This window comes from Kitasatospora sp. NPDC022856, from assembly GCF_055561235.1.
In genome coordinates this window covers 21,967-42,552 of sequence record NZ_JBVHHE010000003.1, presented here as the reverse complement: position 1 = coordinate 42,552, position 20,586 = coordinate 21,967, and the positions used below count along the sequence as shown (strand labels likewise).

17 protein-coding genes and 3 pseudogenes are annotated in these 20,586 nt (G+C 74.1%); 7 read left to right on the top strand and 13 right to left on the bottom strand.

The features are described 5' to 3' along the window. Positions 1-89: 89 nt before the first annotated feature. The 6 genes from ACZ34W_RS05140 to ACZ34W_RS05115 form a co-directional block, all read right to left on the bottom strand. Complete coding sequence (locus tag ACZ34W_RS05140; RefSeq protein WP_465601938.1) at positions 90-2,633, bottom strand: SpoIIE family protein phosphatase; 2,544 nt, start codon at positions 2,631-2,633, stop codon at positions 90-92. A 272-nt stretch (positions 2,634-2,905) separates the two neighbouring features. Next, complete coding sequence (locus ACZ34W_RS05135; protein ID WP_329489434.1) at positions 2,906-5,479, bottom strand: SpoIIE family protein phosphatase; 2,574 nt, start codon at positions 5,477-5,479, stop codon at positions 2,906-2,908. Between the two features lie 411 nt (positions 5,480-5,890). Then, positions 5,891-6,298, bottom strand: a complete 408-nt coding sequence (locus ACZ34W_RS05130) for an NUDIX domain-containing protein (protein ID WP_465601935.1) — start codon at positions 6,296-6,298, stop codon at positions 5,891-5,893. A 10-nt stretch (positions 6,299-6,308) separates the two neighbouring features. Beyond that, positions 6,309-6,461, bottom strand: a complete 153-nt coding sequence (locus ACZ34W_RS05125) for an SPOR domain-containing protein (protein WP_329489432.1) — start codon at positions 6,459-6,461, stop codon at positions 6,309-6,311. A 201-nt stretch (positions 6,462-6,662) separates the two neighbouring features. After that, positions 6,663-8,093 carry a DUF4190 domain-containing protein gene (locus ACZ34W_RS05120; protein ID WP_465601933.1) on the bottom strand — a complete coding sequence of 477 codons (1,431 nt, stop codon included), beginning with the start codon at positions 8,091-8,093 and terminating at the stop codon, positions 6,663-6,665. A gap of 172 nt (positions 8,094-8,265) precedes the next feature. Then, positions 8,266-9,084, bottom strand: a complete 819-nt coding sequence (locus ACZ34W_RS05115) for a methyltransferase domain-containing protein (protein ID WP_465601931.1) — start codon at positions 9,082-9,084, stop codon at positions 8,266-8,268. A gap of 327 nt (positions 9,085-9,411) precedes the next feature. Here ACZ34W_RS05115 and ACZ34W_RS05110 point away from each other — a divergent pair. Both ACZ34W_RS05110 and ACZ34W_RS05105 read left to right on the top strand, forming a co-directional pair. After that, positions 9,412-10,550, top strand: a pseudogene (locus ACZ34W_RS05110) (dihydrofolate reductase family protein). A 63-nt stretch (positions 10,551-10,613) separates the two neighbouring features. Further along, positions 10,614-11,273, top strand: a complete 660-nt coding sequence (locus tag ACZ34W_RS05105; RefSeq protein WP_465601929.1) for an HAD-IA family hydrolase — start codon at positions 10,614-10,616, stop codon at positions 11,271-11,273. A gap of 18 nt (positions 11,274-11,291) precedes the next feature. Here ACZ34W_RS05105 and ACZ34W_RS05100 read toward each other — a convergent pair. The 4 genes and pseudogenes from ACZ34W_RS05100 to ACZ34W_RS05085 all read right to left on the bottom strand — a co-directional run. Next, positions 11,292-11,468, bottom strand: a pseudogene (locus tag ACZ34W_RS05100) (Txe/YoeB family addiction module toxin); the annotation flags it as partial. Further along, a pseudogene (locus ACZ34W_RS05095) lies at positions 11,467-11,701 on the bottom strand (type II toxin-antitoxin system Phd/YefM family antitoxin); the annotation flags it as partial. The pseudogenes ACZ34W_RS05095 and ACZ34W_RS05100, both read right to left, overlap by 2 nt. A gap of 197 nt (positions 11,702-11,898) precedes the next feature. Further along, positions 11,899-12,972, bottom strand: coding sequence for a redox-regulated ATPase YchF (ychF, locus tag ACZ34W_RS05090; protein WP_329489426.1), 1,074 nt, complete (start codon positions 12,970-12,972; stop codon positions 11,899-11,901). Between the two features lie 75 nt (positions 12,973-13,047). Then, positions 13,048-13,440 (bottom strand): VOC family protein, encoded by a 393-nt coding sequence (locus ACZ34W_RS05085; protein WP_465601926.1) that lies wholly within the window; start codon positions 13,438-13,440, stop codon positions 13,048-13,050. A 116-nt stretch (positions 13,441-13,556) separates the two neighbouring features. On the opposite strand from ACZ34W_RS05085, the gene ACZ34W_RS05080 reads away from it, so the two are divergent. Further along, a complete protein-coding gene (locus tag ACZ34W_RS05080; RefSeq protein WP_465601923.1) occupies positions 13,557-14,255 on the top strand; it encodes a DUF6542 domain-containing protein in 699 nt (232 codons plus the stop codon). Between the two features lie 106 nt (positions 14,256-14,361). Here the strand turns inward: ACZ34W_RS05080 and ppgK are convergent, their stop codons facing one another. Both ppgK and ACZ34W_RS05070 read right to left on the bottom strand, forming a co-directional pair. Beyond that, complete coding sequence (ppgK, locus tag ACZ34W_RS05075) at positions 14,362-15,111, bottom strand: polyphosphate--glucose phosphotransferase (RefSeq protein WP_329489424.1); 750 nt, start codon at positions 15,109-15,111, stop codon at positions 14,362-14,364. 142 nt (positions 15,112-15,253) lie between these two features. Next, positions 15,254-16,228, bottom strand: coding sequence for a 4-hydroxy-3-methylbut-2-enyl diphosphate reductase (locus ACZ34W_RS05070; RefSeq protein WP_329489423.1), 975 nt, complete (start codon positions 16,226-16,228; stop codon positions 15,254-15,256). Between the two features lie 87 nt (positions 16,229-16,315). Here ACZ34W_RS05070 and ACZ34W_RS05065 point away from each other — a divergent pair, with 87 nt between their 5' ends. The 4 genes from ACZ34W_RS05065 to ACZ34W_RS05050 all read left to right on the top strand — a co-directional run bounded on the left by ACZ34W_RS05065 (position 16,316) and on the right by ACZ34W_RS05050 (position 19,942). Next, positions 16,316-17,659: an APC family permease gene (locus ACZ34W_RS05065; RefSeq protein WP_329489422.1), complete on the top strand. Its 1,344-nt coding sequence runs from the start codon at positions 16,316-16,318 to the stop codon at positions 17,657-17,659. Positions 17,660-17,694: 35 nt separating this feature from the next. Continuing rightward, positions 17,695-18,915, top strand: coding sequence for an exodeoxyribonuclease VII large subunit (xseA, locus tag ACZ34W_RS05060; RefSeq protein ID WP_465601920.1), 1,221 nt, complete (start codon positions 17,695-17,697; stop codon positions 18,913-18,915). A gap of 61 nt (positions 18,916-18,976) precedes the next feature. Continuing rightward, positions 18,977-19,228: an exodeoxyribonuclease VII small subunit gene (locus ACZ34W_RS05055; protein WP_329489420.1), complete on the top strand. Its 252-nt coding sequence runs from the start codon at positions 18,977-18,979 to the stop codon at positions 19,226-19,228. Positions 19,229-19,339: 111 nt separating this feature from the next. Continuing rightward, positions 19,340-19,942 (top strand): malonic semialdehyde reductase, encoded by a 603-nt coding sequence (locus tag ACZ34W_RS05050; protein ID WP_329489419.1) that lies wholly within the window; start codon positions 19,340-19,342, stop codon positions 19,940-19,942. A 96-nt stretch (positions 19,943-20,038) separates the two neighbouring features. On the opposite strand, the gene ACZ34W_RS05045 is transcribed toward ACZ34W_RS05050, so the two are convergent. Continuing rightward, positions 20,039-20,575, bottom strand: coding sequence for a DUF4245 domain-containing protein (locus tag ACZ34W_RS05045; RefSeq protein ID WP_380384751.1), 537 nt, complete (start codon positions 20,573-20,575; stop codon positions 20,039-20,041). Between the last annotated feature and the right edge of the window lie 11 nt (positions 20,576-20,586).

Below are 20,586 nucleotides of genomic sequence, written 5' to 3'. Positions count from 1 at the left end.
ACCCGGACAGCCGATCCGCGCGGCGGCCCCGAGCGTGCCCGGCCGGGAGCATGCCCGGCCGGGGGCGACCGGTCCGGGGGCGACCGGCCCTACAGCGACAGCTCGAACCAGACGATCTTGCCCTTGGGCGTCCGCCGGCTCCCCCAGCGCTCGGCCAGCAGGCTGACCAGCTGGAGCCCGCGCCCGCCCTCGTCGGTCTCCTGCGCGCGCCGCTGGCGCGGCTGGGCGTAGCCGTCGTCCCAGACCTCGCAGACCATGCTGCGGTCGCGCAGCAGTCGCAGCCGGATCTCGCCCCGGCCGTGCCGCAGCGCGTTGGTGACCAGCTCGCTGACCAGCAGCTCGGTGGTGTCGACCAGCTCGTCCAGACCGCGCGCCAGCAGCCAGCTGCAGGCCAGCTCGCGGGCCTTGGCGACGGAGGTCGGCTCGGGCGGCAGGAACCAGTTGCCGACGGCGTCGTCGGGGAAGGCGTGCACCTTGGCCATCAGCAGGGCGATGTCGTCCTCGCCGTGGTGCGGGTTGAGCTCGCCGAGGACGTGGTCGCAGAGGTTCTCCAGGCTCTTGCCCTCCGCCGACAGTGCGATGCGGAAGGCGCGCAGGCCCTCGTCCAGCTGGTGCTTGCGGCTCTCCACCAGGCCGTCGGTGTACAGGCCGAGGACGGCGCCGTCCGGCAGGGTCAGCTCGACCTCCTCGAAGGGCTCGCCGCCGACGCCGAGCGGCAGGCCGGGCGGGACGTCGAGCATCCGGGCGGGCTCGTCGGGGCTGAGCAGGACGGGCGGCAGGTGGCCGGCGTTGGCGAAGACGCAGCGCCGGGTGACGGCGTCGTAGACCGCGTAGACGCAGGTGGCCAGGTAGACCTCGCGGGCCTCCTCGTCGGCGGTCGAGGTGAGCCGCCCGTACGGGGTGGGCGAGCCGGCGGGAGCGGAGTCGTCGCCCAGCCCGCGGGCGATCTCGTCGAGGGCGGTGAGCACCTCGGCGGGGTCGAGGTCGAGCATGGCCAGGGTGCGGACGGCGGTGCGCAGCTGGCCCATCGCGACGGCGGCGCGCAGGCCGCGGCCCATCACGTCGCCGATGACCAGCGCGGTGCGGTTGCCCGGCAGCGGGATGACGTCGAACCAGTCGCCGCCGACCTCGGTGTTGTTGTTGCTGGGCAGGTAGCGGCAGGCGATCTCCAGGCCGCTGGCGGCCGGGTTGCCCGGGGGCAGCAGGCTGCGCTGCAGGATCAGGGCGCGCTCGTGCTCGCGGCGGTAGAGCCGCGCGTTGTCGATGCAGACGGCGGCGCGGGCCACCAGTTCCTCGGCGATGGCGACGTCACGGGCGTCGAACGGCTCGCTGCCGATCGCGCGGGAGAGCTGGACCAGGCCGAGCACCTGGTCGCGGGCGACCAGCGGCACGATCAGCGTGGAGCGCAGCAGCGGGTCCGGCCCGGGCTCGGGGACGACGCTGCGGCCGGTGCGCAGCGCGCGGGCGTGCGGTGAGCGGCGCGGGTAGCAGAGCGTGCCGCCGGCCTCGGCGATCGGCAGGCCGGTGACCGAGCCGAGTACGGAGGAGGCGCCGCCGACCACGCTGGAGACGGCGACCCGGCGCAGCTCGCCGCTGCCGTCGGTGAGCACGCCGTCGCCGTAGCGGCCGGCGCTGGGGACGGTCTCGCCGGAGAGCAGCGCGGTGTAGAGGTCGACGGTGGCGAGGTCGCAGAACGGCGGGACGACGACGTCCAGCAGCTCCTTGGCGGTGGTCTCCAGGTCGAGGGTGGAGCCGATGTGCGCGCTGGCCTCGTTGAGCAGGGCGAGGTTGCGGCGCACCCCGTCGGCCTCGCGCTCGGCGACGTGCCGGGAGGTGACGTCGGAGACCTGGCCGGCCACGCCCATCGGCTGCCCGGCCGAGCCGTTGAGGCGGTAGAGCGAGACGGCCCAGAGCCGGTTGCCCTCGCGGGTCGGCACGGCGGAGTGGAAGCGGAGGTCGAAGACGGGCTCGCCGGTGGCGAGGACCTTGCGCAGGGCGGCGGTCAGCCGGTCGGCCTCGGGGGCCGGGAAGAGGTCGTGCGCGGTCAGGCCTTCGAGGTCGGTGGGGGCGAGGCCGACCCCCGAGGCGAAGGCGTCGTTGACCCGCTGGAGCCGGAGCCGGTCGTCGAACAGGACGAAGCCGGTCGGGGTCTGGCCGAAGACGGCCTCGGAGGCGGCGAGGTCGGTCTCGATCCGGCGCAGCCGGCCGAGGTCGACCGCGAGACAGGTGGCACCGGCGGTGGGCAGTGCGCTGTCGGGCATCAGGTAGAGCTCGGCGAGGCCCTCGCCGCCGGTGGCGTCGCGGTAGGGCGTGGTGCCCACCCACTCCTCGCCGGCCAGCGTGCGCTCCAGCCGGGTGCGGCCGCGCTGCCAGAGCTCGCGCGGGACGAAGGTGCTGATCGGATCGGCGCCGACCGCCTCGACGGCGGGCACACCGAAGAACTCGGCGGCGCGCTCGCTCCACTGGCTGATCCGGCCGTCCGGGCCGATCGCGAAGGTGGCGACCCGGATGTAGTCGTAGATCGAGCCCGGGTCCCCCGCGCCCCACTGGTGGGCGCCGACCACCGGGCGGGCCGCCCGGCCCTGCCCCGCGGCCGGGGCGGGCAGGTGTGGCGAACCGGCCTGCCCGGGCACAGCGGCATGACCGCTGCTGCTCGGCGCGTTACGCGCCGGGGTGCTGTTCAACGGACCGACCCCTCCAAACCCGCGACCGTCCGGATGCCGAGAAGACCGAGTATTCATCATCGAGGGGTACGTTCACACGCCCTCAACATCACAACATCAGATCGGGCGAAGGTTTTTGTCCTACCGCCCGCGCAACCACAATGCCACGCTCGCGCCCCCTGCCGGAGTGCGCGCTCCCCCCGGCCCCCTGCTGGCATATGCGGTCCCGTTCTACTCGCGTCCTACTCGTCACCCGGCTCCTCGGGCTCATTACCCGGCAGCGCCTGCTCGAACCAGACGACCTTGCCCATGCCCTCGGCCCGCGCGCCCCAGCGCAGTGCCAGCCGGCGGACGAGTTCCAGGCCCCGGCCGCCCTCGTCGGCCTCCGCCGCGTGACGCTCGCGAGGCGGGTCGGGCAGCGGGTCGGAGATCTCGACCAGCAGCGTCTCGCCCAGCGTCAACCGTACTCCGATGGGGGCGCTCGCATAGCGGACCGAGTTGGTCACCAGCTCGCTGACCAGCAGCTCAGCGGTGTCGGTGAGCGCTTCGACGCCCCACTCGACCAGCGCGGCGCGGACCAGCCGACGGGCCCGGCTGACGGCGGTCGGCTCGGCGGGCAGCGTCCAGCCGGCCGTCGGGGTGCCGGCCTGGCCGTGGCCGAGCCGGGCCAGCAGCAGCGCCACGTCGTCGGGCTCGCGGCCCTGCTCCATGGTGGCCAGCACCGCCTCGCAGGCCGCCTGGATGGAGGCGTGCGGCTCCTGGAGCACGGTGACCAGCCGGCCGAGGCCGACGTCGAGGTCCTTGTCCCGGGACTCCACCAGCCCGTCGGTGCACAGGGCCAGCAGGCTGCCTTCGGGGATCTTGAGCTCGACCGACTCGAAGGGGACGCCGCCGACGCCGAGCGGAGCGCCGGACGGCAGGTCGAGGATCCGGCCGGTCCCGCCGAGCAGCGGTCCGCCGGTGCGGGTCGGTTCCTCGGCGCCCTCGCGGGGCACCACCAGCACCGGCGGGATGTGGCCGGCCTTGGACACCGTCAGCCGGGCCGTGGCCGGGTCGAACACCGCGTAGACGCAGGTGGCCAGCAGCGCCTCGTCCGGCCCCTGGGCGAGGTCGTCGGCCAGCTCGTGGACGTGCCGCAGCAGCACGTCCGGGGGCAGGTCGAGGGCGGCCAGGACGCGGACGGCGGTGCGCAGCCGGCCCATCGTGGCGGCGGCCCGCAGGCCGTGGCCCATCACGTCGCCGACCACCAGCGCGGTGCGGTCGCCGGGCAGCGGGATGACGTCGAACCAGTCCCCGCCGACCTCGGTGCCGATGCTGCCCGGCACGTAGCGGTAGGCGACCTCGACGCCGGTGGGCTGCGGGACCTGCTGCGGGAGCAGGGTGCGCTGAAGGGTGAGCGCGGCGGTGCGCTCCCGGGCGTAGAGCCGGGCGTTGTCGAGGGAGCTGCCGGCCCGGTCGGCCAGCTCGACGGTGAAGGCGAGGTCGTCCCGGTCGAAGCCCTCGCGGTAGCCGGCCCGGCTGACCAGCAGCAGGCCGATCACGATGCCCCGGGCCCGCAGCGGCACCACCAGCATCGAGTGCACGCCCAGGTCGTGGGCGGCCTGCATCTTCGGGTCGCCCGGGTAGGTGACGTCGCTCAGCTGGTCGGCGCCGGAGAGCAGCTCGGGGACGCCGGTGCGCAGCACCCGCCCGCAGGCGGAGTCCTCGGAGAAGGTGATCCGGGCGCCGCGCCGGAGCATCACCTCGACCTCGGGACCGTCCTGGACGGAGGCGGTGCCCAGCTGGAGCAGCGAGGTGCGGCGGTCGTGGCCGTGCCGGGGCAGGTCGTCGCCGTGCGCGACGGCCTGGAGCAGGATCACCGCGGAGTGGTCGGTGAGCCGGGGCACCACGGCGCCGGCCAGCTCCTGGGCGATCCGCGAGGCGTCCAGGAGGTCGCCGACCCGGGAGCCGAACTCGTTGAGCAGCGAGAGCCGGCGCCGGGCGTGCTCGACCTTGGCGACCGCCCGGTAGCGCTCGGTCACGTCCATCACGGTGCCGGAGATGCCGAGCACCCGGCCGGCCCGGTCGGTCATCCGGCTGTAGGAGATCGAGCGGTACCCGGAGCGGGCGGTGACCGGCGAGGCCAGGGTGACGTCGATGACCGGCTCGCCGGTGGCCAGCACCTGGCGCTGGATGGCGGTGATCTCGTCGGCGGCCCGCTCGGGCAGGGTCTCGCCGGTGGTCCGCCCGACGTGGTCCTCGGTGACCATGCCGTTCATCTCGGCCAGGGTCTGGTTGACGGCGGTGTAGCGCAGGTCGGTGTCGAGGACGGCGATGCCCAGCGGGGACTGCTCGAACAGCGCGTCCCGGACGGCGAGGTCCCGCTCTACCGCCCGGACGGCGGCCGCCTCGGCCAGGTTGACCTGGAGGAACGGCGTGCCGTCACCGTCCACCAGCAGGGAGATCCGGGCGTCGACGGTGACCGCCTCGCCGTCCCGGTCGCGCAGCTCGGTGAGGCCGGCCCAGCGGCCGTGGCGCAGGGTGTCCTGGATCGCCGTGCGGATCCGGGTGACCTGGTCCTCGTCCGGGATCAGCTCGTCGATCCGGCGGCCGACCAGCAGCTCGTTCGGCCAGCCGAGCAGTTCCTCGGCGGCCGGGCTCCAGAGCACCACCCGGCCGGCGGTGTCCAGGATGGCGATGGCCACCTTCACCACGTCGAGCAGATTGCCCTCGCGGTGGCCGCCCGTGCCGCCCGGCTCGGCTCCGGGGGCGCCCGGGAAGGGGCGGCCGGGGCGGCTGCGGGGGCCCGCCGACGGGGACGCGTCGGGCGCCACCATGGACGTCGCGGGACGGTCCGCGGGATCGGCCTCGGGGGCGCCGCCGTCCCCCCGGCGGCGGCCGGCCGGCGGTTGCGGCGGCTGCTGCTGCGGGCGCGCGCCACGGCGCAGGCGGGCGCGCGCGGCGGCACTCCCCCCGGTGCCCGTGCCTCGTGCTCCCCCGCCACCGTGACCGGTACTCGACACCGACGGGGCCTCCGGCTCTGGTCGGGATCGGCGTCGCCGGCTGGGGACGGCTCACCGATGGTGACGAATGGTGCCGAAAAGCGACATACCCAGCAGAACCCAGGCTATCCCGGCTTATGGGTCCTCTTTTCCGATTGACCTACCTGGCGTATCGCGCGTGGCGCGGGCGCGTGCGGCCCGCGCGCCCCTCCCGTGGTGCGGGCGGGCACGCCGGGCGCGCGGCGGTCAGCGCGCGCTGTCGGCCCCGGCCAGCAGGCGGGTCAGGTGCGGGAGGACTTCGCGGTCGTGGTCGAGCCAGTCGAGCCCGTCGAGCTCGGCGGGGCCGAGCCAGCGGAGCTCGTCGTGGTCCTGCAGCGGCCGCGGGTCGCCGGCGAGCAGTTCGGCCACCCAGAGCCGCAGCTCCAGCCCCGGGCGGACCAGCCACGCCCCGGGCAGCGGCTCCAGCGCCCTCGCCCGGACACCGAGTTCCTCCAGCAGCTCGCGCTCCAGCGCCTGCGGCTGCGTCTCACCGGGCTCGACCTTGCCGCCCGGGAACTCCCATCGCCCGGCCACCTCGGCCGGGGCACTGCGGCGGGCGGCCAGCACCCGGCCCCGGTGGACGAGCGCGCCCCCGACGACGATCCGGTTCTCCATGGCCCCGACCCTATGCGGCCTCGGCCTCCACCCAGTACAGCTGCTTGTGCCCGCGGGCCTCGAACTCCGCGGCCAGCCGTTCGGCCTCGGCCCGGTCCAGCCCCTTGGCGACCACGTAGCGGTTGCCGTTGTCGTCCTGTCGCATCACCCGGCAGGTGTCCATGCCGGTGAGCCTAGGCGCCCCGCCCCGGGACCGGAACGGCCGGTGGCCGCACGGGAATCCGACCGCCCGGGGCGCGCGGTCCCGGCCCGCGTGGGGGTCGGGCCGGGACCACGCGCACGGGACGCTACGCCCCGCGCGCTTCCGGTGTGTACGGGCCCGGTAAACGCCCGGTAAGACACCGGCCCGGCCCGCCCGCCGCCGTCAGACCCGGATCTCGCCGACCTGCTCGCCGGTCGAGAGGCCGAGCTCCCGGCGGATCTCCACGGTCGAGTTCGCCTCCTTGGCCACCAGCGACTTCGCCCGCCGGATCTCGCGTTCGAGCGCGGTCGCGTCCACGGCCTTGGCCGCGGCGTCCCAGGCCGTCGCGGCGGCGCGCTGGGCGGCCACCAGCTCGGCCACCTTCGGCTTGGCGCCCTCCGGCCAGGCCGCCGTGCTCCCGGACAGCTGCTCGGCCTCCTTGCGGGAGGCGTCGGCCATCCTGCCCGCCCAGGTGGTGAACTCGGGCCGGGCGTCGGCGACCTCGGCGTCCGGCTCGCTCCAGGAGACCTTGTTGTAGACCAGGGCCGCCTCCAGGTAGGCCAGCTGGGCCTGGGACAGCTTGCCCCGGTCGGTGCGGACGCTGCCCAGGTGCTCGGCGTCGCGGTCCTCGAAGGCGCAGGTGGCGTAGCGCTCGCCGGACTTCCAGTTGGCGCGGCCCGGGAACAGGTAGACCTCGTCCACGCCGTCCGGCACGGCCCAGTAGTCGAGGGCGTAGTCGGCGAGCACCGGGCCGCAGAGCGCCGCGGCGCTCTCGCGGACGCGGCTCTCGCCCGGGTAGGCGAGCCCGCCGCTCTCCGGGATCCGGGCGGTGCCGGCCACCTCGCCGTGGTGCGGCAGCGCACAGGGGGCCTTGAACACCCAGAGGACCGTCTGGTCGCCGTCCTCGCGTCCGTCGGCGCCACCGGCCGGGTTGTAGCAGTCGCCGGACTTGAGCGAGGACCAGAGCACCGAGCCCGCCGGCGCCTTCGGGGCCCGGGCGGGACGGTCGGCGCGGGTGCTTTCCTCGACCCCGGCGGCGAGCAGGCCGATGAAGGCGATCAGCGAGACCAGCGCCCCGAGGACACCGAACACCACACCGGTCACCGCCATGCCCCGGCCGCGCTCGTTGCGCTTGGGTATCTGGACCAGCGCGACGATGCCGAAGGCGAGCGAGAGCGGCCACATGCAGAGCAGGCCGGTGATCAGCGCGGCGACGGAGAAGCCGTTGGTGACCTCAGGGGTCGCCGGGTAGGCGTAGCCGGGCTGGAAGCCGGAGATCGCGCCGGGCGTGACGGCGGCCCAGCCGGAGGCCGGCGGTGCCCCGGGCGGGACCGGCCCCCCGGCGGCGGCCCACGGGTCGGCGCCGGGCGCGGCCCCGGGGGCGGCGGGAGCAGGGGTGGTCGCGCCGGGCGCGGCCCACGGGTCGGCGGCGGGAGCGGTGGGGGGTTCGGCGGGGGCCGCGGACTTGGTCAGCTCCACCCGGTCCGCCGGTGCCGCGTCCACCGGCGGGGCGTCGGCCGGTGCGGCGTCCGGTGCGGCGGTGTCCGGCACGCTGGCCTCCGGTGCGGCGGCCTCCGGCCCGGGAACGGGCGCGTCGGACTCGGGCTTGGACACGTGGACTCCCCCGGCCCGGTCACGGGCATCAGCTCGGCAGTTTCGACTCGAACGTTCCGCGGACGGACCACCGGGCGGACCAGCGGAGGACCGGCCGGGGCGATGGGAACGGACGCGCGACTTTACCCGATCTTGGAGCACACCCTCCCGCCCTTTTCCGGCCGCCCGCCGCTCACCCGCGGCGCGCCAGCACCTCGCCGTGCAGCATCGCGAACCACCCGTCCTCGGCGGCCACCCAGGCCCGCCACCCGGCCGAGATCCGCTCCAGCTCCGCCCGGTCCGCGTACCCCTCGGCCACCGCCGCGTCGGCGATGTCGGACGCCACGATCCGGTCCGCCCACAGCCCGCCCCACCAGGCACGCTGCTCGGGCGACGCATAGCTCCAGCTGCTGGACGTCGCCGTGACGTCGGTGAAGCCGGCCTCCCGGGCCCAGGACAGCAGCCGTCGGCCGGCGTCCGGCTCGCCGCCGTTGGCCCGGGAGATCCGCCCGTACAGCGCCAGCCAGCGGTCCAGCTCCGGTACCTGCGGGTACCAGGTCATGGTCGCGTAGTCGACGTCCCGGGCGGCGACCACGCCGCCCACCGCCGTGACCCGGCGCATCTCCCGCAGCGCCCCCACCGGGTCGGCCACGTGCTGCAGCACCTGGTGGGCGTGCACCACGTCGAACTCCCCGTCCGCGTACGGCAGTCCGTGCACATCGGCGATCTCGAAGACCACGTTGGCCAGGCCCCGGTCCGCCGCGTACCGGGCGGCCGACTCCAGCACCTCGGCCGAGGTGTCCACGGCCACCACCCGCCCGGTGGGGCCGACCAGTTCGGCCAGCTCGGCGGTGATCGTGCCGGGGCCGCAGCCGACATCCAGCACGGCCTGCCCCGGCCGCAGTTCGGGCCGCAGATAGGCGGCCGAGTTGGCCACCGTGCGGGAGCGGTGCGAGCGCAGCACGGGCTCCTGGTGCCCGTGCGTGTAGACGGTGGGCTGCGGTCCGGTCATGGCGGTCCCCCTGGGGTTCGGTCGCGTTCCCTGCGGTCGGTTCCTCCGACGCCTCCGACGCTACTCCTTGTCCCGTATGGCGAGAAGATTCGTCTCACATCGCGAACGACCGATTCACCCGAAAGCCCCCACCCGGGGCCCGGACGGGGGCTTCGCCCTACGGGGACCACGAGTTGAGGGGCGGTGCGAGGTCCGGACCGCGGTGGGCCCCCTCGGCGAACGCCGCCCCTCCGCCGGCGGGCCACCGGGCGAACTCCTGCCCCCGCGCGGCGCGGGGGCATGACCGGGGCCCGTACCGTGGACGGGCTCCCGACAGAACGGTTCACCATGCCCGGCCGCCGCCCCTTCGTCCTGCTGAGCGCCGCGATGTCCCTCGACGGGCACCTCGACGACGCCTCCCCCGACCGCCTGCTGCTCTCCGGCCCCGCCGACTTCGACCGGGTGGACGCGGAGCGCGCCGCCAGTGACGCGATCCTGGTGGGCGGCAACACCCTGCGCGCGGACAACCCCCGGCTGCTGGTCAACGACCCCGGCCGACGGGCGGCCCGGCTCGCGGCCGGCCGACCGGAGTACCCGCTGAAGGTCACCCTCACCGCGAGCGGGGCTCTCGACCGTTCGCTCAGGTTCTGGCACACCGGCGGCGACAAGGTCGCCTACACCTCGGACGCCGGCGCCGCCGTGCTCCGCCCGGCGCTGGACGGGCTGGCCGAGGTGGTGGCACTCGGCGGCACGGTGGAGCTGGGCGCGGTCCTGGACGACCTCGGGGCCCGGGGGGTGCGGCGGCTGATGGTCGAGGGCGGGAGCGGCGTGCACACCCAGTTCCTGGCCCAGGGCCTGGCGGACGAGCTCCAGCTGGCGGTCGCCCCGCTGCTGGTCGGACAGGCGGACGCGCCGCGCTTCGTCCGGCCGGCGGCCTTCCCCGGCGGACCGGCCCGCCGGATGCGCCTGCTGGAGGCACGTACCGTGGACGACGTCGTCCTGCTCAGGTACGCCCCGAAGGAGTCCACCCCGTGACCAGCGCACCGTCCGACCTCGCACACCTGCGGCGGGCCGTCGAGCTCTCGCGTCGCTGCCCGCCCTCCAGTACCGCCTTCTCGGTCGGCGCGGTGATCGTCGGCGCGGACGGCGAGGTGCTCGCCGAGGGCTGGAGCCGGGAGGCGGACGCGCTGGACCACGCCGAGGAGGCCGCCCTCGCCAAGCTCCCGGCGGGCGATCCCCGACTGCGCGGCGCGACCGTCTACAGCTCGCTGGAGCCCTGCGGGCGGCGGGCCTCCCGGCCGCTGCCGTGCGCCCGGCTGCTGATCGCGGCCGGCGTGCCCCGGGTGGTCGTCGCCTGGCGCGAGCCGGACCTGTTCGTCACCGACTGCCAGGGGACGGCACTCCTGGAGGCGGCCGGCGTCGAGGTGGTGGAGCTGTCGGAGCTGGCCGAGGAGGCCCGCGCGGTCAACGCGCACCTGGTGGGTTGATCTTTTGTATCCTTACTGAACAATAGACTCGGAAGCCCGCCCGCCGCCCGCGAGGAGCCCCGCATGCCCACCCCGCTCACCCTGACCACCCGCGCCCTCCTGCTGGACATGGACGGCACCCTGGTCAACTCCGACGCCGTGGTCGAGCGCTGCTGGCGCCGCTGGGCCGCGACGAACGGCCTCGACCCCGCCGAGGTGCTCCGGCTCGCGCACGGCCGCCAGGCCCACGCCACCATGGCCGCCCTGCTGCCCGACCGCCCGGTCGCGCTCAACCGCGCCGACAACGACCGGATGCTCGCCGAGGAGAAGGCCGACATCGAGGGCGTCGTCCCGATCCCCGGCGCGGCCCCCTTCCTCGCCTCACTGGCCGGCCTGCCGCACGCCCTGGTCACCTCCGCCGACGAACCGCTCGCCCGCGTCCGGATGGCCGCCGCCGACCTCCCGCTGCCGCCGGTCCTCGTCACCGCCGAGTCGGTCGGCGCCAGCAAGCCGGACCCCGAGGGCTTCCTCAAGGGCGCCGCCGCCCTCGGCTTCGCCCCCGCCGACTGCCTCGCCCTGGAGGACTCCTCGGCCGGAATCGCCGCCGCCGTGGCCGCCGGCATCCCGGTCCTCGGCATCGGCCCCCGCGCCACGGCCCACCGCACCACCGCCCACGCCCCCACCCTGGAGCAGGTCACCGTCACCCCCGCCCCCGACGGCACCCTCACCGTCCACATCGCCTGACGCCGCCACCGGGGACCAGTAGTGAGAGCGGGCCGCCAGGATGACGACTTCCCGGTCGGTGACCGGATAGACCAGGCGGTGCTCGTCATCGATCCGCCGCGACCAGGCCCCTGGCAGGTGGCACTTCAGCGGCTCGGGCTTGCCGATCCCGGTGAACGGATCGCCCAGGACGTCCTCGATGAGCTCGTTGATCCTCGCGAGCGGAGAGCCCTGTGCCGTTCAGCGCGTTGTCGTAAGCCTTCAGCAGGCGACGCGCGTTCGCCGGCGAACGCAGGAGATAGGAGCCCTCGCGCAAGGCGGCGTAATGCTCGGCGGAGACGAGCACGGCATTTCCGTGCTTGGACACGATCTCGATGGCGTCATGGTCCTCGTTGACCTTCTTGATCAACGGGGAGATCCCTGCGCGCCTCGCTCGCGGTGATGGACACGGCACGAACCCCCTTCGGCAAGTGGTCCCGAATAACGTACCGCTCAGGCAGGGCTTCCGAGTGGATCGGCGACCGATACGGACTCCCGCGGGTCAGCACCAAGTCAGCACGGAAATGACGAGGGGGTCGGACTCCATGGAGTCCGACCCCCTGACCTGCACACTTGTCAAATCAAGTAACATGCAGTAGCGACCGCATCACACATTGAAGCGGAACTCCACGACGTCGCCGTCCTGCATGAGGTATTCCTTGCCCTCGATGCGGGCCTTGCCCTTGCTGCGGGCCTCGGCGATGGAGCCGCAGGCGACCAGGTCGTCGAAGGAGATGATCTCCGCCTTGATGAAGCCCTTCTGGAAGTCGGTGTGGATCACACCGGCGGCCTCGGGGGCGGTGGCGCCCTTCTTGATGGTCCAGGCCCTGGTCTCCTTGGGGCCCGCGGTGAGGTAGCTCTGCAGGCCGAGGGTCTCGTAGCCGACCCGGCCGAGGGTGGCCATGCCGGTCTCCTCCTGGCCCATGGACTGGAGGAGCTCCAGCGCCTCGTCCTCGTCCATGCCGATCAGCTCGGACTCGATCTTGGCGTTCAGGAAGATGGCCTCGGCGGGGGCGACAAGGGCGCGCTGGGCCTCCTTGAACTCCTCGTCGACCAGCTCGTCCTCGTCGACGTTGAAGACGTAGAGGAAGGGCTTGGTGGTGAGCAGGTGCAGCTCGCGCACCGAGGAGGCGTCGAAGCCCACCTCGAAGAGGGTCTTGCCGGTCTCCAGGATCTTCTGGGCGGCCTCGGCGGCGGCCAGCGTGGCGGCCGACTCCTTCTTGAGCCGGGCCTCCTTCTGGAGCCGCGGCAGCACCTTCTCGATCGACTGGAGGTCGGCGAGGATCAGCTCGGTGTTGATGGTCTCGATGTCGTCCTTCGGCGAGACCTTGCCGTCGACGTGCACCACGTCCGGGTCGACGAAGGCCCGGATGACCTGGCAGATCGCGTCGGACTCACGGATGTTCGCCAGGAACTTGTTGCCCAGGCCCTCGCCGACCGAGGCGCCGCGCACGATGCCCGCGATGTCCACGAAGTCCACGGTCGCCGGGAGGATCCGCTGCGAGCCGAAGATCTCGGCGAGCTTCTTCAGCCGGGCGTCCGGGACACCGACGACGCCGACGTTCGGCTCGATGGTGGCGAACGGGTAGTTGGCCGCCAGCACGTCGTTCTTGGTCAGGGCGTTGAACAGGGTCGACTTGCCGACGTTCGGCAGGCCGACGATTCCGATCGTGAGCGACATGAAGCGCAGTCCCGTGGGCTTGGAGGAGTTGGGTCGGCACCGTGCGGGCCGATCGCCCAGTCTACGGGCAGCGGGTCAGGCGCCCGCGTCCACCGGCAGCGGCTCCAGGAACTCCAGGCGGTTGCCCAACCGGTCGCTGGAGTGGAACCGGCGGTGACTTTGCAGGGCGTCGTCCCAGACGACCTCGTGGCCGTGCGCGGCCAGCCGCTCGGCGAGCGCGTCCAGGGCGCGCACCTGGATCCCCGGGTGGCCCTTGCGGGCCGGGCGGAACTCCGGAACGACGCCCAGGTGCACCTCCACCCCGCCGCCCCGGAACCAGCAGCCGCCGCGGGCGGCCAGGACCGGGGGCTTGGTCAGCTCGGCCATGCCCAGGACGCCGTGCCAGAAGGCGCGGCACTCGTCCTCGGCGCCGGCCGGGATGTCGAGCTGCGCGTGGTGCAGGCGTTCGAAGGCGAATCCGCCGGTCATGAGCCCCCCATGGTCGAGTTGAGCGACGATCACACCAGTACTCCGTCCGGAGACACGGAGCAAGGTCCTGTGGCCCATTACACAGTGTGGCGATGATCGGACCGTACGTTGGGTGGGTGGAGCAGCGCATCCGAACTCAGCCGCCAGGGCCCAGACGCCGACCGCCTAACGGCGCGGCCGGGGCCGCCGTCCCCGGGCCCGGGCGGGCCCCCGAGACCGACGAGGGCTCCGCCGCACCCGCCTCCCGGCTACGCGCCGTGGCCGGCGGAGCCGAGCGCGGCCGCCCGGGCGCGGGCCGGACCGGGCTGCGCCTGCCGTTCGGACCGCGCACCGGCGAGCGCGAGGACGCCCGGGACGACGCCCGCGGCGGCGAACGGGGCGGCGCCCGCCGCGGCGGCCACCCGGACAGCCGGCTCTACGGGCGCCGGCGCACCGGGCGGCCGACCCGGCTGACCGCGATCGGCACCGGCGTGGCCGCGACGGTCGCGACCGTCGCCCTGGCGGGCGTGGACCGGATGCTCTTCGGCGGTCTCGGGGTGCTGTTCGGCATCGGCTACCTGGTCATCTGCTTCCAGCTGGCCGTCCGGGTGCGCTTCGCCGACCTGCTGGCCGCCCCGATCAGCGGCCCGATCGCCTTCGCCGTCGCCCTGCTGCTGCTCGGCCCGGTCACCTCCTCGGGCCTGACGGCCCAGGTGGTGGCGCTGGCAACCGGTCTCGCGACGCGGGCCGGCTGGCTCTTCACCGGCACCGGCCTGGCCGCGGCCATCGTGCTCGCCCGCTTCGTGGCCCAGCGGCGGATCCACCGCGACCGCTGAGGAGTGGGACGTCGGACCGGCCGACTTCCCGCCCCCGACCCGGCCCGACCCGCCCCCGGCCCACTCCCCGACCCGGCACCGTACGCGGCCGCGAAGGCCGGACCGGTCAGCCGGTGGAGGCCCGGGCCGCCGCCATGGCCGCGCCGACGATCCCCGCGTCGTTGCGCAGCTCGGCCGGGACCACCCGCGCCTCGCGCTCGCGCAGCACCGGCAGGAACTTCTCGTGCTTGCGGCTCACCCCGCCGCCGATCACGATCAGCTGCGGCGAGAAGAGCATCTCCACCAGGTCGAGGTACTCGTCGACCCGCCCGGCCCACTGCTCCCAGCTCAGGTCGTGCCGCTCCTTGGCGGCCGAGGAGGCCCGCCGCTCGGCGTCCTTGCCGCGCAGCTCCAGGTGGCCCAGCTCGGTGTTGGGCACCAGTGCGCCGTCCACGAAGAGCGCGCTGCCGATGCCGGTGCCGAAGGTCAGCACGAGGACGACGCCCTGCTGGTCGCGGCCGGCCCCGTGGACGGTCTCGGCGAGACCCGCCGCGTCGGCGTCGTTGAGCACCACGGCCGGCAGGTCGAGCGCCTCGCGGAACAGGCCCGCCGCGTCCAGGCCGATCCAGCCCTTGTCGACGTTGGCCGCCGTTCTGGTCTGGCCGTTCACCACCACCCCGGGGAAGGTCAGCCCGACCGGTCCCTGGTGGTCGAAGTGCCGGACCACCTCGCGGACGGCGGCGACCACGGCCTCCGGGGCCGAGGGCTGCGGGGTGAGGACCTTGTGCCGCTCCTGGGCGAGCACGCCCCGGGCGAGGTCGACGGGAGCACCCTTGATGCCCGAACCGCCGATGTCCACACCGAATACCGCCGTCATGACGACCGCCCTCCGCGTAACCGTTGTCCACAGGCCTGTGCACAGCTGTGTACAAAACTACGAGAGCGCGGCCGGACGCGCACGGCCGCGCGCAGCGGAGAACCCGGCGCCCGCGCGGGGCACCGGGTTCCCGGGAGGTCCGTTACAGCTTGCCGGCGGCCTCGGCGCGCAGGTCGCGGCGGAGTTCCTTGGGCAGCGAGAAGGTCAGGTGCTCCTCGGCGGTCTTGACGGTCGACACGTCGCCGTAGCCGCGCGCGGCCAGCCACTCCAGGACGCCGTCGACCAGGATCTCCGGCACCGAGGCGCCGCTGGTCAGGCCGACCGTGGTGACGCCGTCCAGCCAGGACTCCTGGATCTCGTCGGCGAAGTCCACCAGGTGGGCGGCCTTGGCGCCGTACTCCAGGCCGACCTCCACCAGGCGGACCGAGTTGGAGGAGTTCCTGGAGCCGACCACGATCAGCAGGTCCGTCTCGGACGCCATCTGCTTGACGGCGACCTGGCGGTTCTGGGTGGCGTAGCAGATGTCGTCGCTGGGCGGGCTGACCAGCAGCGGGAAGCGCTTCTTCAGCTCGCCGACGGTGGCCATGGTCTCGTCCACCGAGAGCGTGGTCTGGGAGAGCCAGACGACCTTGGACTCGTCGCGGACCTCGACGTTGGCGACGTCCTCGGCACCGTCCACCAGGTGGATCCGGTCCGGGGCCTCGCCCATGGTGCCGACGACCTCCTCGTGGCCCTCGTGGCCCACCAGCAGGATGTCGAAGCCCTCGTCGGCGAAGCGGACGGCCTCCTTGTGCACCTTGGTGACCAGGGGGCAGGTGGCGTCGATGGTGGCGAGCCGGCCCTCCTTGGCCTCGTCGTGGACGGACGGCGCGACGCCGTGCGCGGAGAACACCACGATCGAACCCTCGGGCACCTCCTCCGTCTCGTCGACGAAGATCGCGCCCCGCTTCTCCAGGGTCTGCACCACGTACTTGTTGTGGACGATCTGCTTGCGGACGTAGATCGGCGCCCCGTACTGCTCCAGGGCCTTCTCCACGGCGATCACGGCGCGGTCGACGCCCGCGCAGTAGCCCCGGGGGGCGGCGAGCAGGACACGGCGCTGCGCGGTGTTGGACATGGCTCCATCGTACGGGCGGCGGCGAGCCGCGCCGACGGAAGGCGCCTTCGAGCCGGATCCGGTCACCGGTGCTCAAATGTGGACGTGATGAGCGATCGAGTCGACGACGGCGGCCTGCGGCGCAGCCTGGGCGTGCGCGATCTGATGGTCTACGGGCTCCTGTTCATCGCCCCGATGGCCCCGGTCGGCGTGTTCGGTGTGCTGGACGCCAAGAGCCACGGCGCGGTGGCGGCCGTCTATCTGGCCGCCACGGTCGCGATGGGATTCACCGCGCTCTCGTACGCCCAGATGGTGCGGGCGGTGCCGCGGACCGGCTCGGTGTTCGCCTACGCGCGGGCCGGGCTGGGCGAGGGTCCGGGGTTCATCGCCGGCTGGATGGCGATGCTGGACTACCTGCTGATCCCGGCGGTGGCGTACCTCTTCTCCGGCATCGCCCTGAACTCGCTGGTCCCGGACGTCTCGCGCTGGGTGTGGACGGCGCTGGCGGTGGTGGTCACCACCGCGCTCAACCTGGCCGGGGTGCGGACGGCGGCGGTGGTCGGCCTGGCGGTGCTGGCGCTGGAGATCGCGGTGCTGGCGGTCTTCGTGGTGGCGGCCGTGGTGGTGCTGGCCCGGGACGGGGCGCAGCGCGGCTGGGACACGCCGTTCACGGCCGTCGGCGGCTTCTCTCCGACGGCCGTGATCTCGGCCGTCTCGGTGGCCGTCCTGTCGTACCTGGGCTTCGACGCGATCGCCACCTTCGTGGAGGAGGCGGTCGGCGCCTCCGCCGCGGTGGCGCGGGCGGTGCTCTGGTGCCTGGCCCTGGCCGGGGTGCTGTTCGTGCTGCAGACGTACCTGGCGGCGCTGCTGGAGCCGCTGACCCCGCAGCAGCTGGCGGCGGATCCGGCCGCCCAGGGCTCGGCCTTCTACGACACCGTGGAGCGCGGGGTCGGGCACTGGCTGCACGTGCTGGTGGCGGCGAGCAAGGCGATCGGCGCGGCCTTCGCGGCGCTGGCCGGACAGGCGGCCGCCGGGCGGCTGGTCTTCGCGATGGGACGGGAGGGGCGGCTGCCGCGCTTCCTGGCCGCGGTGGACCCCGACTCGGCGGTGCCGCGCCGGGCGCTGCTGGTGGCCGCGGTGATCACGATGGGTGCGGCCGTCTGGGCGGCGAACCGGGACGACGGGCTGGACCAGCTGACCTCGGTGGTCAACGTCGGCGCGCTGACGGCCTTCGCGCTGCTGCACGCCTCGGTGATCGGCTGGTACGTGGTGAAGCACGGCTCGCGGGACTGGGCGCGGCACCTGGTGGCGCCGCTGCTGGGCATCGCGGTGATCGGCGCGGTGGTCTACGAGGCCTCGTCCACCGCGCAGCTCACCGGGGCCGTCTGGCTGGCGGTCGGGCTCGTCGTGCTGCTGGTCCAGGGGGCCGCGGCCGCCGGGGTCCGCCGCTGACCTCCCTGTCGGCATCCGCCGCTAGCCTCATACGCATGGCCAACACCAGCTCCCCCGAAGCCCCGCTCCCGGTCGGCAAGGTCTCCGCGCTGATCGGCGGCTGGATCGACAGGCTCGGCGCGGTCTGGGTGGAGGGCCAGATCACCCAGCTCAGCCGGCGGCCGGGCGCGGGGGTGGTGTTCCTGACCCTGCGCGACCCGCAGGCGGACGTCTCCCTGACGGTGACGTGCTTCCGCTCCGTCTTCGACGAGGTCGCCGACGCGGTGCAGGAGGGCTCGCGGGTCATCGTGCACGCCAAGCCGGAGTGGTACGGGGCGCGCGGCCAGCTGTCGCTGCGGGCCGCCGAGATCCGGCTGGTGGGGCTCGGCGAGCTGCTGGCCCGGCTGGAGCAGCTGAAGCGGCGCCTCGCCGGGGAGGGCCTGTTCGCGGCCGGGCGCAAGCGGCCCCTGCCGTTCCTGCCGCAGTGCGTCGGCCTGGTCACCGGGCGCGGCTCGGCCGCCGAGCGGGACGTCCTGGAGGTCGCCCGGCGGCGCTGGCCGGCCGTCCGCTTCGAGGTGCGCAACGTGCCGGTGCAGGGCGTCAGCGCGGTGGAGCGGGTCGGCTCGGCGGTGCGCGAGCTGGACGACCACCCCGAGGTGGACGTGATCATCGTGGCCCGGGGCGGCGGCAGCGTGGAGGACCTGCTGCCGTTCTCGGACGAGGCCCTGGTGCGGCTGGTCGCGGCCGCCCGGACGCCGGTGGTCAGCGCGATCGGGCACGAGCCGGACCAGCCGCTGCTGGACTTCGTCGCCGACCTGCGCGCCTCCACCCCGACCGATGCGGCCAAACGGGTGGTGCCGGACGTCGGCGAGGAGCTGACGAAGGTCCTGACCCTGCGCGACCGGGCCCGGCGGCAGGTGCTCGGCCGGGTCGAACGGGAGCAGCACGGGCTGGACGGCGTCCGAAGCCGCCCGGCGCTGGCCGCGCCGCGCCGGATGCTGGACGGCCGCGGCCAGGAGGTGGAGGCCTTGCTGGAGCGGGCCAGGCGCACCCACGGGCACCGGCTGGACCACGCGCAGAGCGACCTCGGGCACACCCTGGCCCGGGTGGTCGCCCTCTCCCCCGCGGCCACCCTGGAGCGCGGCTACGCGGTGCTGCAGCGCGCGGACGGCACGGTGGTGACCGATCCGGCCCAGGTCGAGGCGGGCGACGCGCTGCACGCCCGGGTGGCGGGCGGCGGCTTCGACGTGACGGCCGACCTCAAGGCCAAGCCCTAGCCGCCGGCCGCGCGGGCGGTGGTGGGACGGCGCTGTCGGCGTCACGCCCTACGCTGGCTCCATGGCTGAGCAGGAGCAGGTGGAGGCGGCGCCGCGGACCCCCGACGACGCGCTGGGGTACGAGCACGCCCGGGACGCGCTGCTGGAGGTCGTCCGGCAGCTGGAGAACGGCGGCACGTCGCTGGAGGAGTCGCTGGCCCTCTGGGAGCGCGGCGAGCAGCTGGCGAAGGTCTGCCAGCGCTGGCTGGACGGCGCCCGGGCCCGGCTGGACGCCGCGCTGGCCGCCGAGGAGGGCGGGGCCGCCCCGGAGTGACCCGTGTCACACGCCCCCGGGGAACAGTTGAATCTTCACTCATGTTGGGATCCAGTGATCGGCGCCGCCGGTCGACCGACGAACCCCGTCCCGCATGAGGTGCAGACAAGCATGACCACCGACGCCCTGGTACTCGACGCCGCCGCTCAGGACCTGCTGTTCCGTGACGCCCGCACGGCGAACACCTTCACCGACGAGCCGGTCTCCGAGGAGCAGATCCAGGCCATCTACGAGCTGGTGAAGTTCGGCCCGACCGCGTTCAACCAGCAGCCGCTGCGCGTCGTCCTGGTCCGCTCGGCGGAGGGCCGCGAGCGCCTCGTCCAGCACCTGGCGGACGGCAACAAGGCGAAGACCGCCGCCGCGCCGCTGGTCGCCATCCTGGCCGTGGACAACGAGTTCCACGAGGAGCTGCCGACCCAGCTGCCGCACTTCCCGCAGGCCAAGGACCTCTTCTTCACCGAGCGTCCGGTGCGCGAGTCCTCCGCGGTGCTGAACGGCGCCCTGCAGGCCGGCTACTTCATCATCGGCGTGCGCGCCGCGGGCCTGGCCGCCGGCCCGATGACCGGCTTCAACGCCGAGGGCATCAACAAGGAGTTCTTCGCCGACGGCGAGCACTCGGTGCTGGCCGTGGTGAACATCGGCAAGCCGGGCGAGGACGCCTGGTTCCCGCGTTCGCCGCGCCTGGCCTACGACGAGGTCGTCACCACCGTCTGACCGGTGGCACGCAGGAAGGGCCCGCACCGTTCGACCGGTGCGGGCCCTTCCGCGCGTTCCGCCGCCGCCGGGCGGCCGGCTCCGCCCGCCGCTTGGCTACTTGAGCGCCTGCGCCAGCTCGGCCAGCTCCTCGTACGAGGCGGTGCCGGTGAGCACGGTGGTGCCGCCGCCGCTCTGGAAGGTGAGCGCGCGGGACTTGCCGCCCTGGATCCGCTCCCAGACCCGCCCGGCCACCTCGGAGCTGCCGTCCGGCTTGCCGTCGGCCACCAGCGAGCCGACCAGCGAGCCCGGGGCGATGTCGCTCTGCTCGACCGCCGCGTACTGACCGGCGGGGGTGACGAAGCCCAGGTGCCAGGCGTTGCCCCGGCCGCCGCCCAGCGACGCCGGGTCGTACTTGACCGAGGTGGCCCGCCACTTGTCGGAGAGGCCCTCCGGGGCGAGCAGCGGGTACGGTGCGGCGCGCTTCGCCGAGGCCGCGGCCACCTTGTACTCGACCGTGCGCACCCCGTCGCCGCCGGCGTCGTGCGGCAGGAACAGGTACCCGACCCAGACCACCAAACCGACGGCCAGCATCGACAGGACCATGTCCCGTACCGACTGCCGGCTCCTCATGCCCTTGCTCTCTCCAGCCACCCCCACATGGT